This is a genomic window from Pseudoalteromonas lipolytica, assembly GCF_003515105.1.
GTDB classification, from domain to species: Bacteria; Pseudomonadota; Gammaproteobacteria; order Enterobacterales; family Alteromonadaceae; genus Pseudoalteromonas; species Pseudoalteromonas lipolytica.
This window is the reverse complement of record NZ_CP032090.1, coordinates 197,169-209,045: the sequence shown is the minus strand read 5'-3', so window position 1 is coordinate 209,045 and position 11,877 is coordinate 197,169. Positions and strand designations below refer to the sequence as shown.

The 11,877-nt window shown below is 41.4% G+C and carries 11 protein-coding genes and 3 tRNA genes; 6 read left to right on the top strand and 8 right to left on the bottom strand.

Translation table 11 applies throughout. The features are described 5' to 3' along the window. Nucleotides 1–450 precede the first annotated feature (450 nt). The 5 genes from D0907_RS00980 to nudE all read right to left on the bottom strand — a co-directional run bounded on the left by D0907_RS00980 (nucleotide 451) and on the right by nudE (nucleotide 2,402). Nucleotides 451–527 (bottom strand) — tRNA-Met (locus tag D0907_RS00980). A gap of 63 nt (nucleotides 528–590) precedes the next feature. Further along, nucleotides 591–667 (bottom strand) — tRNA-Met (locus tag D0907_RS00975). Nucleotides 668–824: 157 nt separating this feature from the next. Continuing rightward, a tRNA-Met gene (locus D0907_RS00970) sits at nucleotides 825–901 on the bottom strand. 138 nt (nucleotides 902–1,039) lie between these two features. Next, nucleotides 1,040–1,837, bottom strand: coding sequence for a 3'(2'),5'-bisphosphate nucleotidase CysQ (gene cysQ, locus D0907_RS00965; protein WP_036974269.1), 798 nt, complete (start codon nucleotides 1,835–1,837; stop codon nucleotides 1,040–1,042). Continuing rightward, nucleotides 1,830–2,402 (bottom strand): ADP compounds hydrolase NudE, encoded by a 573-nt coding sequence (gene nudE, locus D0907_RS00960; protein WP_036974304.1) that lies wholly within the window; start codon nucleotides 2,400–2,402, stop codon nucleotides 1,830–1,832. The genes cysQ and nudE overlap by 8 nt, the downstream gene beginning before the upstream one ends. A 61-nt stretch (nucleotides 2,403–2,463) precedes the next feature. Between nudE and yrfG the strand changes: the two genes are divergently transcribed. Beyond that, nucleotides 2,464–3,120, top strand: coding sequence for a GMP/IMP nucleotidase (gene yrfG / locus D0907_RS00955; RefSeq protein ID WP_036974272.1), 657 nt, complete (start codon nucleotides 2,464–2,466; stop codon nucleotides 3,118–3,120). Between the two features lie 12 nt (nucleotides 3,121–3,132). On the opposite strand, the gene D0907_RS00950 is transcribed toward yrfG, so the two are convergent. Next, on the bottom strand, nucleotides 3,133–3,753 hold the full coding sequence (locus D0907_RS00950) for a dUTP diphosphatase (protein WP_036974274.1): 621 nt from the start codon (nucleotides 3,751–3,753) through the stop codon (nucleotides 3,133–3,135). A gap of 124 nt (nucleotides 3,754–3,877) precedes the next feature. Between D0907_RS00950 and D0907_RS00945 the strand changes: the two genes are divergently transcribed. Beyond that, nucleotides 3,878–4,504 (top strand): peroxiredoxin-like family protein, encoded by a 627-nt coding sequence (locus tag D0907_RS00945; RefSeq protein ID WP_036974307.1) that lies wholly within the window; start codon nucleotides 3,878–3,880, stop codon nucleotides 4,502–4,504. Between the two features lie 43 nt (nucleotides 4,505–4,547). Here the strand turns inward: D0907_RS00945 and D0907_RS00940 are convergent, their stop codons facing one another. Continuing rightward, the gene (locus tag D0907_RS00940) at nucleotides 4,548–4,916 is read right to left on the bottom strand and encodes a YacL family protein (protein WP_036974277.1); all 369 of its coding nucleotides are present in this window, start codon (nucleotides 4,914–4,916) and stop codon (nucleotides 4,548–4,550) included. A gap of 131 nt (nucleotides 4,917–5,047) precedes the next feature. After that, entirely contained in the window at nucleotides 5,048–5,272 is a 225-nt protein-coding gene (locus D0907_RS00935; RefSeq protein ID WP_036974279.1) for a hypothetical protein, read from the bottom strand. A gap of 259 nt (nucleotides 5,273–5,531) precedes the next feature. Between D0907_RS00935 and uvrD the strand changes: the two genes are divergently transcribed. The 4 genes from uvrD to D0907_RS00915 all read left to right on the top strand — a co-directional run bounded on the left by uvrD (nucleotide 5,532) and on the right by D0907_RS00915 (nucleotide 11,750). Continuing rightward, entirely contained in the window at nucleotides 5,532–7,697 is a 2,166-nt protein-coding gene (uvrD, locus tag D0907_RS00930; protein WP_036974281.1) for a DNA helicase II, read from the top strand. Beyond that, the gene (locus D0907_RS00925) at nucleotides 7,675–9,747 is read left to right on the top strand and encodes a tRNA(Met) cytidine acetyltransferase TmcA domain-containing protein (protein WP_118843895.1); all 2,073 of its coding nucleotides are present in this window, start codon (nucleotides 7,675–7,677) and stop codon (nucleotides 9,745–9,747) included. Before uvrD ends, D0907_RS00925 begins: the two co-directional genes overlap by 23 nt. A gap of 76 nt (nucleotides 9,748–9,823) precedes the next feature. After that, nucleotides 9,824–10,834 (top strand): ABC transporter substrate-binding protein, encoded by a 1,011-nt coding sequence (locus tag D0907_RS00920; RefSeq protein ID WP_227006853.1) that lies wholly within the window; start codon nucleotides 9,824–9,826, stop codon nucleotides 10,832–10,834. Nucleotides 10,835–10,901: 67 nt separating this feature from the next. After that, entirely contained in the window at nucleotides 10,902–11,750 is an 849-nt protein-coding gene (locus D0907_RS00915; protein ID WP_036974285.1) for a CZB domain-containing protein, read from the top strand. Nucleotides 11,751–11,877: the final 127 nt, after the last annotated feature.

Genomic DNA, 11,877 nt, shown 5'->3' with positions numbered 1-11,877 from the left:
AAGCTACACATTTATTATTAGTTATTAATAAAGAATAGTTCAGTTCAGTTAACATTCATAATAGTTCCCCATTTTAACTACATGAAAGAAAAGCTTTTATTATAGTCGGTTCTAAAGCTCATCACGTTTAAGCCCAATAATACCGCTATTGTTTCAGGCAAAAATACGTTGATGTGTATCTAATAATTTTAGTTAATTTAATTTCAGTGGATTGCGGGAGTGGGGAGTTATGAAGGCGAACCGACGACCTTCGGGTTATAAACCTGAATTTCAGGCATAAAAAAACACGCGGTGGCGTGTCTGATCATGTTTGCTAATTTAATTTCAGTTGGTTGCGGAAGTGGGGAATTATGAAAGCGAACCGACGACCTTCGGGTTATAAACCTGAATTTCAGGCATAAAAAAACACGCGGTGGCGTGTCTAATCATTGTTGCTAATTTAATTTCAGTTGGTTGCGGGAGCCGGATTTGAACCGACGACCTTCGGGTTATGAGCCCGACGAGCTACCAGGCTGCTCCATCCCGCGCCTGAAATTATTAAGTTTATTTTTCTTCTCACTTAATTTAAGAAGTCAGCCAATTCAAAGAATTGGTTGCGGGAGCCGGATTTGAACCGACGACCTTCGGGTTATGAGCCCGACGAGCTACCAGGCTGCTCCATCCCGCGCCTGAAATTATTAAGTTTATTTTTCTTCTCACTTAATTTAAGAAGTCAGCCAATTTAAAAAATTGGTTGCGGGAGCTGTGAAGGTGAAGAGGGAATGCCTCACGCCGTGACGACGACCTTTAAACTTCCAACAATGCACCAAAACTTTTCAAAAAATTGGTTGCGGGAGCCGGATTTGAACCGACGACCTTCGGGTTATGAGCCCGACGAGCTACCAGGCTGCTCCATCCCGCGCCTGTAATCTCTTAGTAACATAAGCATGTTAACGATGCCCTGTACCAGAGAGAGCGCTATAATATAGCAAAAAAATTAGAAATCAAGGGTTATAATAATAAAAGCGGTTCAAGCGAACAAAAAGCACACAAAACTACTCTAAATAGCACGTTGATGAGGACTGATCATTTTTTGCCACTCCCAATCTGGGTGTCCCATTACAATAAAATCAGGATTCTCAGTACTTTCTCGTTGATTGTAAGTCAGTGGGTTAAATTCAGCGTCAGTAATGCATCCGCCAGCTTCTTCGACAATTACTTGAGATGCACCAGTATCCCATTCACCTGTTGGGCCAATACGTAAAAAGCAATCTGCTTTCCCCTCAGCAATAATGCAAGCCTTTAATGAACATGATCCTAATGCTACGGTGGCAAATTGAGTATTTAAATATTGACTGACCGCCTCAATTTTTTGCCTGCGACTCACCGCTAATGTTAAGTTATCTGGCGTTGCTACCGAAATTTGCTTATCTTGGCCATTTTCACGTTTAAACGCACCATTTTGATAACTTGCGAAATACGTCACTTGTTTAGCTGGCCAGTGTATAACGCCTAAGACGGGATGATTGTTTTCAATCAACGCAATATTTACCGCAAAGTCGCCACTTTCTAAAATAAACTCTCCCGTACCATCCATAGGATCTAGCAACCAATATCGCTGCCAATGTTTCCTATCTTCAAGTGCTGGAATAGGCGTCTCTTCAGACATAATCGGAATATCGGGAGCCAACTTTCTTAGGCCTGCCATCAATACTTCGTTCGATGCCAAGTCAGCTTTCGTTACGGGTGTATTATCTGACTTTTCTTCAGCACCAATATCATCTTGCTGATAAATAGCCATAATAGCCTCACCTGCCTGCTCAGCTAAACGAATGCACGGTTCTAAAAAATTATTCATTGCCCGCTCCTGACTCTAGGTACTTTGTTAATAATAGCAAAGCTGCAACACTTCGTGCTTCAGTAAAGTCATCTTGTTGTAATAAAGATTGCCAATCTTGTATTGGCCATTTAACAACAACGAGCGGTTCAGGCTCATCACCAGGTAACGTTTCTGGATAAAGTTGCTCTGCATAGAGAATATGCATAGTGGCATTAAAGTAACTGGGTGCCATCGTTACTTTTTTTAGTGCAGAAAAATGCTTCGCACCAAAACCGACCTCTTCTTTAAGCTCTCGGTTTGCGGCTTGCTCTGGTGTTTCTCCAGGATCAATTAAGCCCTTAGGAAAACCGAGTTGATAGTCGTTCGTGCCTGCACAATATTCCCTTACTAATAGCAATTCATTATCAGCTGTAACGGGCACAATCATCACAGCTCCCCGGCCTCCACCACGAATTCTTTCATACTGCCTTTGTTCATCATTTGAAAACTTCAAAGCCAGAGATTCAACAGTAAATAGTCGGCTTTTGGCGACGACTTCGTTAGACAATATTTGCGGAGGTGTTGGGTGCTTTTTCTGTGTCATTGGCATTAATTTGCTATCATGTCAGTTACACTCATGATAAATCTTTTAAAGTGAATTGCCTATGTTAAATTGGTCAAAAATCGATACAGTACTGCTTGATATGGATGGCACTCTGCTCGATTTGCATTTTGATAATTACTTTTGGCTTACCGTTATTCCCGAACAATATGCATTAAAGCATGGACTCAGTTTAGAGCAGGCGAAAACAGACATTTTTCAACGCTATCAAAAAGTAAGCGGCCAAATAAGTTGGTATTGTTTAGATTACTGGCAACAGCAACTCGATTTACCCATTATGGCGTTAAAGCGTGATATTCAGCATTTAATAAAAATTCGCGAAGACGTCCCCCCTTTTCTAACCGAACTTAGAAAAACAGGCAAAGAATTAATCTTACTTACGAATGCCCACCCAGATTGTGTCATGTTAAAGTTTGAGTTAACGGCAATAGACAATTATTTAGATGGCGTTATTTCAACCCATCAATATGGTGTGAGTAAAGAACATCAACCTTTATGGCAGCAAGTGCAACAAGAATGGCAGTTTGATAAAGCGCGCACTTTATTTGTTGATGACAGTCCCGCAGTGCTCGATGCGGCCAAAGAGTTTGGCATAGGCCATATACTTGCGGTTGCCAACCCTGATAGCCGACAACCGCATAAACAGTTCGATGGCTATTTATCTACCACCGACTTTCGTGACTTCATGCCCCTAAAATGAGCATAAATAGGTTTATTTAGGGTAACGCTGCTCTAAGCCTTGATAGACAAGCTTTGCAAAATCAGCATGCTCCGTATCGAGGCTTTTAACGACTTCAACTAAATGCTCGTTATCTTCTTGACCGTTCCACACCTTTATATAACTGCCATCTTTGTAACCATGATCTTGGCGGAAGAAATTAAGTGTATTTTTGCCAACATAGCCACGATATAAATCGTCGATATCCATGCCAATTTGCGCCATACATCCAGCGAATGCGGCAGCATTAAAACGCTTTTCAGCAACGGCGGTTGCAGCCAATAACTCAAGCGTTTGTTTAAAATCGTCAGCTTGCTCAGGCGCACTTAGTTCAGCTTCAAGTTGAGCGGCAAGTTGCTCGTAACTTGTTTCCCCGTCGATACGCAGTGATAAACCAAAATGGAAAATGTCGACCAGCTCCAAAATAACTTGCTCAGTATCTGGGGTTTGTTTTTTCCACCATTTCCAACCATAGTGGTCGAGCATTTCAGCACACTCAACCCAAATAGCACGATACCATTCAAAACCTTGGCTAAACCATTGCTCATGCACTTTTGTATTCATGGCATTTTGCATCTCAAGCATGACAACGATTTTTTGTAAATTAGCAGACATTTTTAATCCCAACTTGCATTTTTATTTAGCTATATACTACAGATAAATTCAGCATTGATGAAATTAAAAAACAGCTAAGCAGGTCTTCATAAGCAGTTGAAAAAAATAATTGAGGAATACCATGCTGAGAACCCTTCTTGTTAGTGCATTACTTGTGCTATCTAGCCAAACACTTGCAGCCACAGCTCATAATATTGCTGACTCGGCAGAGCACGTCAGTCCACTATTGCCTGGATTAACAATTCCAGATGTTGATTTAAAAGACCAAAACGGCACAACCGTTTCTTTAAAAAAACGTTTTAAAGAAAAAACTACCGTATTAATCGTTTACCGAGGTGGATGGTGTCCCTATTGTTCCAAGCAATTAGCCAACGTACAAAAAATTGAGGATCAATTAGCAGACTTGGGGGCACAAATTATTGCAATATCTCCGGATAGTCCAGAAAAGCTAGCCGAGACTAAAATAACCTCTGCGAACTATCAACTACTCTCTGATGATAGTTTGGCATTGAGCCAAACGTTGGGATTGGCATTTTATCTCGATGACAAGACCGCAAAAATTTATCGCAACAAGTTAGGGGTTAACTTTGTATCACTCGATGGCAAAGCACAGGTTGCGTTACCCGTTCCTGCTGTTTTTGTAGTAGATAAGCAAGGGCTTATCCACTTTCAGTATGCGAACCCTAATTATAAAGTTCGTTTAACAGAAGACGTATTGTTAGCCGCAGTTAAATCAGTGAGCGAACAATAAACACACTATCGAGTGATTAATTAAGTAGGGCTTTAAGCCCTGCTTAACGACCTTGCGCAAACGCGTGCCAAGACTCAATTAAATCAACAAAATCCTCAAAACCGCAGCCACTGCTTAAGCCATCTTCTTCAAGCATTAAATCATCATCCTGATACGCCATGAGATCTTCATTATCTTGATGAAGAGCATGAGCTTCAAACAACGCTTCGTCCTTACTCAAAATCAAATCTATTTCTTGGCCTTGCAGTGTTAAGGGCTCATGGCTATTTTTAACGGCGGAAATTAGCGCCTGGACCATCGCTATTTTTTCTTTGCCTATTTCTTCATTCAACCAACGACCGATAACCGCATGTTCAGTCGAAATTTTAATACGTAAACCGCTCATTGGATCGCGGATAAATTGATATTCCATCGTAAATACTCACAACTCTTGATGCAGTAATTATATCGGTTGCGGCATGCAGTAGCGAGTTCAGAAGGCCAAAAACAACACTAGCGCCCAATGGCGCTAGTGTTAATGCTGTTTAGATATATAAAAAATTGCTAGAGTCGCGACTTGAAACGCGCGGCATCAATGATTGCCCATAGGTATACAATCGGAAGTAATATGAAACCAACGGCGACATAAATTAATACCCCACTTATGATCCACGCTAAGAAAAATGCGATCGCCGCCATCAAACGACCTTGCACCAGTTGCCCTAAACCGGGAAAAAAGATATTACATATTGCTGCGATTACATTACCGCCAGAACCTTGCTCTGCCATACTAACCTCTGTAGTTTTTGATGATTATACTTTTTATAAACACACTTCATGCCAACTTATTATATTTTATAAATCAACACGTTAAATTTTCACACTGTTTTTATTTTAGTTCTTTTTGCCACAAATAGGTCAAATTCACAATTTTTATTATGCAATTTTAATAACTTGCCAAAATAGCTGTTTATAAAAACAGTATTTTATTTAGCCTTGCATAAACACCTGTTATACTCCTCTCATTATAGATTGAAAAGGCGTAACGATGGACGTTTCTGAATTACTCGATGGCTTAAATGACAAACAACGGGATGCAGTCGCAGCCCCATTGCAAAATATGCTAGTACTTGCTGGTGCAGGTTCTGGTAAAACTCGAGTACTTGTTCATCGTATCGCATGGCTAATGCAAGTTGAGCAAGCCTCTGCCTACAGTATTTTTGCGGTCACCTTTACCAATAAAGCTGCAAAAGAGATGCGCTCTCGCGTAGAAGAAACCTTAAAAGCGCCTGTTGGTGGCATGTGGATTGGCACTTTCCACGGGTTGTCTCACCGTATTTTGCGTGCACATCATCGTGAAGCAAAATTACCTGAAAGCTTTCAAATCTTAGATTCAGACGATCAGCAGCGAATGATCAAACGCTTACTTAAAGCAATGAATATCGATGATAAAAAGTGGCCAGCGAAACAGTTTAGCTGGTACATCAGTGCTAAAAAAGACGAAGGTCTGCGCCCTAAAGATATTCAGGCTTACGATATCAATGAGCAAATGATGCTGAAAGTTTATGCAGCATATCAAGAAGCATGTGATCGTGCTGGTTTGGTCGACTTTGCAGAAATTTTATTACGCTGCTACGAAGTACTTAACAATCACCCTACGCTACTGCGTCATTATCAGCAGCGTTTTGCTCATATGTTGGTAGACGAGTTCCAAGATACCAATACGATTCAATATGCTTGGTTAAAGCTGCTAGCAGGAAACACCAACAGCATTATGATAGTAGGTGATGATGACCAAAGTATCTATGGTTGGCGCGGTGCACGTATTGAGAATATTAAACGCTTTTTAACCGACTTCGAAGCCGAAACCATTCGTCTTGAACAGAACTACCGCTCAACAGCCACAATATTAAAAGCCTCCAATGCGCTAATTAAAAATAATGCTGAACGCATGGGTAAAAGCCTCTGGACCGATGGTAACGAAGGTGAACCAATTTCGGTGTATGCCGCTTTTAACGAATTAGATGAAGCCCGTTTCGTAAGCAGTAAACTGCGTAGCTGGTTAAATGCTGGTAATGCCTTGCAAGATGCCGCGATTCTATACCGTAACAATGCGCAATCTCGTGTACTCGAGGAAGCCATGTTACAAGAAGGGCTTAAATACCGCATTTATGGCGGCATGCGCTTCTTCGAGCGTCAAGAGATTAAAGACGCCCTTTCGTACCTGCGCTTAGTGGGTAATCGCCAAGATGATGCCGCCTTTGAGCGCGTTATTAACACCCCTGCTCGTGGCATTGGAGATAAAACCCTCAGCCACATTCGTGACTGTGCGCGGAACGAGTCTCTTCCTCTGTGGTATGCTGCAAAAGCCATTATTGAACAGCAGCATCTATCTGGGCGTGCAGCCAGTGCAGTAACAAAATTTTTAGAGCTGGTTGAGCACATTGAAGACAAAATCAGTGATCTTACCTTAGAAGAGCAAGCTAAATACGCGATTCAAACTTCAGGGTTGATGGCCATGTACCAAGCTGAAAAAGGTGAAAAAGGCCGCGCTCGCGTAGAAAACTTAGAAGAGCTCATTAGTGCCTGTGGCCAATATGAGCTACCTGAAGACGAAGAATTCAGCTCACCACTGCAAGGCTTTCTTGCGTACACTTCTCTCGAATCAGGCGAAGGTCAAGCCGATGAGCACGAAGATGCCGTGCAAATGATGACACTTCATTCAGCAAAAGGCCTTGAGTTCCCGCTTGTTTTTATGGTGGGTGTTGAAGAAGGCATGTTTCCTTCACAGCAAAGTAATGAGGAGTCTGGTCGCTTAGAAGAAGAGCGCCGTTTGTGTTATGTAGGCATGACCCGAGCGATGGAAAAGCTGTACATTAGTCACGCTGAAACTCGCCGTTTATATGGCCAAGAAAAATACCACAGCCCCTCTCGATTCTTGCGCGAAATGCCAGAAGACTGTGTTGAGGAAATTCGTATCAAAACACAAGTTTCAAGGCCCCCAGCCGCAGGCCGTTTTAGCTCATCAGTCACACATGCCGCATTTGAAGACAGTGGCTTTAATTTAGGGCAACGCGTTTTACATGCAAAATTTGGTGTAGGAACGGTACTAAATTATGAAGGCAGTGGTGCACAGTCACGTATTCAAGTGAACTTTGATGATTTAGGCAGTAAGTGGCTTGTTACTCAGTATGCAAGACTTCAAGCCTTATAACGACTACCTAAGCATGCTCATCACTGAGCTGACGATTGCCAAGCATCGTCAGCTTATTGTGGTGCAAGGTGATGCAACCTGGTGTTATGCATTTGCCAATCAACTGTCACTGCCAAACACGTATGTGTTTAGCAGTTGCCATCAATTAAAAAATAGCGCCTTCCCAAAGCATGTTCATCAAATTCTTGGACAAGAGTTTCAACACGCGATTTTTGATGGTTTTAGTGGACTGTATGCAGATAAGTTAGCCGCGCTTGCCGGTACAGTTAAAGCCGGTGGTGTGTTTATTTTATTACTCCCGAATGACCCAACATGGGTCGATCCTGCGCTTGAAAACGTCACATCGTTTGGACAAACAATAACGCATAGTTTCTTTAATGAACGCCTAACTACATTATTAGAGTCGCAAACACACATTTTTAAGCAGCACATCACGCCAACGACATATCAAACAATACACCCACATCACGCATTAATTGACTTTTCTCAACAACAGGCGTGTATTGAGCAAATAATTAAAACAGCACAGGGTCGCGCACATCGTCCTCTCGTAATTAGTGCTGATAGAGGGCGAGGAAAATCAGCCGCATTAGGCCTTGCAGCTGCTGCATTAAAGGATAAAAAAATACTGCTGTGTGCGACTCAAGTTAAAGCGGTGCAAACCACATTTAAACACTTAGCTGAACAACTTAATGTCCCTTTGCAAGCCAATTGCAAGCAACTTGCAAACCTAAGTTATAGTGCTCCTGATAACCTCCTTAATGAAAAACCTCAATGCGATCTGCTATTTATAGATGAAGCTGCAGCTATCCCTGTTCCTATGCTAATGCAAATTTTACACTCGTACCCACGTATTGTGTTTGCTAGCACCATGGTCGGTTATGAAGGCAATGGCCGCGGTTATACACTGCGCTTTTTACATTATTTGCGCAGCCAGTTTAAGTCATTAAAGACAATAAACTTAGACGCACCGATCCGCTTTGCAAAGCATGATCCGCTTGAGTACGCCATACGCGATTTATTACTGCTTGATGCGCAATACAATCAAGTCGCTAGTTCGTTACCTTTGCAGTTCGAGCAGGTTAGCAAGGAGCGCCTTATTCGTGATGAACACTTATTAAGCCAAGTTATGGCACTCCTCGCGTTAGCGCACTACCAAACCAGTGTGAGTGATTTACGTCAATTGCTTGATGCACCTGAATTACACTTATTTATTTGCCGACAAGCAGAAAACCTACAAGCCGTCTGTTTAGTCGCAATTGAAGGGGGACTATCGCAAGATATTGCAGAGCAAGTAATAACAGGCGAACGCCGCCCGCAAGGGCATTTAATGGCACAAACATTAACTCAGTTAACGCATGATACGCAGTGGCTAACAGGTCACTCTGCACGCGTTGTGAGAATCGCTGTAGCACCAGAGAGCCACCAACAAGGTATAGGATCTGCCTTATTAGATTTTTGCCAACAACAACTAAGTACGTGCGATTTCTTTGGTGCAAGTTTTGGGGCAAATGCGTCATTAGTTAGGTTTTGGAAAACAAATGGTTTTCGCCTTGTAAAGCTAGGTTTTAACCGTGATAAAGCCACTGCAGAACATGCTGCACTTGTTATTAAGCCATTAAAAACACAAAGCAAAGCAGTCACAGAGCAATTAAAAGAAGAATTTAAGCAAGACCTATCCGTGCAACTATTTGGGCATTTTAACTCTTTACCATGGCAACTAGTTGATGAACTACTCTCAGGCTATTCAACAATAGGTTGCTCTTCAGAAATGCTTAATAGAGCAGACAGGTTACTCAACAACGACGTTTCACTCTTTAAATTACAACCCTTACTGTGGCAGCTTATTTGGCACATGCCTATTAGTCTAAATTTACTCGACCAAGATACAAAAATGATCCTTATTAGACTAGTATTACAGCAAATTGATGTGAAAAGCGTAATTGATGAAGCACACTTCACGGGTAAAAAAGAGTTCGACATTCGGTTCAAAAAAGCAGTACACGATTGGTATGCCCAGTTTACTTTACTTAATAAGAGCAACCGTTAAGCGCCTAGCGATTTGCTTGCTTTTCGTGCCTATTATAGGAAACACTCAACATACACAGCCACCTATAAAATTAGGGATGTCTACCGCACTAACTGGTCCTGCAAAACACATCGGCGAGCAATTAGCACTGGGTAGTACAATCTATTTCAACAAAGTAAATGCACGTGATGGAATACATGGTCAAAATATTGATCTTATTCTTGCTGATGACGGTTATGAGCCTAAAAACACCGTTGTAAACACACGACAATTTTTATTTAATGACAAAATAGACGCTATTTTCGGCTCGATGGGTACACCGACTGCAAATGCGATTAAGCCCCTTTTAGATAGACATCGAGTGCCCTTCCTGATGCCTTTTACTGGTGCTGACTTTCTCCATAACCAGTCAATGCCAAACGTCTTTAACTTACGCGCAAGCTATCAAGATGAAGCGATAGAGCAAATTAATTATTTAGTTCAGGAGCGCAAGCATAAAAAAATAGGGTTGATGATCCAAGCCGATGAGTTTGGTTTTTTAGTTGAAAGTAACTTAATAATGGCACTGCAAAAACACGATTTGGTACCGGTTGAAGTTGCACGTTTCAAACGAAATAGCGAAGAGATATCAAAGGCACTAGAACAACTTAAAGTTAGTGGAGTCACCGCAGTATGCATGGTAGGCACTTATCAACCATTAGCCGAATTTATTAATACTGGATACGAGCAAGGTTTCAAACCCGACTATACCTCAGTATCATTTGTGTCGAGTTTTGATTTATACTCTCTCATTCACCACCCAAGTACTATTATGGTAACGGAGGTTGTGCCAGACCCCAATCAGTGTGACAACTCCTTATGCAAGCAATTTAGAGCAGATATCAAGCCCTATAACACAAGCCCTAACAGAATTATTTTTGAAGGCTATTTGAATGCAGTTGCGTTAGTGAGCGCCGCACAAAAGTGCACAACACCGTTGAATAATCAATGCTTGCTGACTGAACTAAATAAGCTCTTTAGTGATACGTCTGAGTTTGCCGATTTATTTAACAATCAGACAAACAACACGGATAAAAAGATCTACCGATCCTATTTTAAAAGTAATTGAAATTAACTACTGCTAAATCGAAATAATGTTCTATGCTTTAAAGACTTAACAAGGCTTTGAGGGAAATATGGATCTGATTAATTTTCGTGTTGGGCAAAAGACCATTTCACTTAAGATTCTCGATATTCTTCTAACAGAACGTTACGAAAATAACCTGACATCTTTGCCTAATGAAAATAAAAGCTTCATTGGTGTAAAAGATTACATGGAAACACCCACGCCCATCTTTGATTTAGGCATTGTACTTAATAACCAATCAACCAATAAGACAAATGCTGAGCTCACTGACTTATTGGTTGAAAAAGAAAAAGATCACCAACAATGGTTGAGCGCACTAGAGCATAGCCTGCTCACAGGCGCAGCCTTCACAAACACAATTGATCCGGATAAATGCGATTTTGGCCGATGGTACAACAGCTTTAAAACTGACAACGAAGACCTGCAAAATATCCTCGATAAGTTCGACACCCCCCACAGAGAATTGCACGCCATGGCGCGTGAATTCTTAGACCTTCAAAAAACAATGACAAAAGAGAACGTTATTCGTTTATTTGAAGAAAAGAAGCGCCAAGTGTTTAATCAGTTAATACGCTTGTTTGAGTCTGCAAGAGAGCAGATTATTCTGGATTACAAGCCTATCATAATCTTTACCACTAAAGATGGCGTAACACCTCATATAGGCCTCCTCGTTGACAAGGTAGAAGACAATATCAATGTAAAGAAAGAGGATATTAAACCGCTTGATAAGCTTACCTCCGTAGGTTTTGATGTAGATCCTCAAACTAAAAATATGATGCGTGGTTTAATCAAAATGAAAAACAAGCATAGTTTGTTACTCGATCCTAGCGCCATATTCCGCCCTGAGCATTTAATGCGCCATGAAGCCGAAGAGACCGAAGAATATGGCTTGTTTTAATAACTAGCAATGAATCACTATCTCGTTGGAACAGCTATAGCCGTGAATATCAGTGGTTATGCATGAAGGGCATATCAGACAATTCCGGCACTAAAGTGCCTTATATGGACTCCTCCTATTGCACAAT

Coding starts and splice junctions, on each gene's coding strand:
- cysQ (WP_036974269.1), bottom strand. CDS start 1,837: ATGAATAATTTTTTAGAACCGTGCATTCGTTTAGCTGAGCAGGCAGGT.
- nudE (WP_036974304.1), bottom strand. CDS start 2,402: ATGACACAGAAAAAGCACCCAACACCTCCGCAAATATTGTCTAACGAA.
- yrfG (WP_036974272.1), top strand. CDS start 2,464: ATGTTAAATTGGTCAAAAATCGATACAGTACTGCTTGATATGGATGGC.
- D0907_RS00950 (WP_036974274.1), bottom strand. CDS start 3,753: ATGTCTGCTAATTTACAAAAAATCGTTGTCATGCTTGAGATGCAAAAT.
- D0907_RS00940 (WP_036974277.1), bottom strand. CDS start 4,916: ATGGAATATCAATTTATCCGCGATCCAATGAGCGGTTTACGTATTAAA.
- D0907_RS00935 (WP_036974279.1), bottom strand. CDS start 5,272: ATGGCAGAGCAAGGTTCTGGCGGTAATGTAATCGCAGCAATATGTAAT.
- uvrD (WP_036974281.1), top strand. CDS start 5,532: ATGGACGTTTCTGAATTACTCGATGGCTTAAATGACAAACAACGGGAT.
- D0907_RS00925 (WP_118843895.1), top strand. CDS start 7,675: ATGCAAGACTTCAAGCCTTATAACGACTACCTAAGCATGCTCATCACT.
- D0907_RS00920 (WP_227006853.1), top strand. CDS start 9,824: ATGTCTACCGCACTAACTGGTCCTGCAAAACACATCGGCGAGCAATTA.
- D0907_RS00915 (WP_036974285.1), top strand. CDS start 10,902: ATGGATCTGATTAATTTTCGTGTTGGGCAAAAGACCATTTCACTTAAG.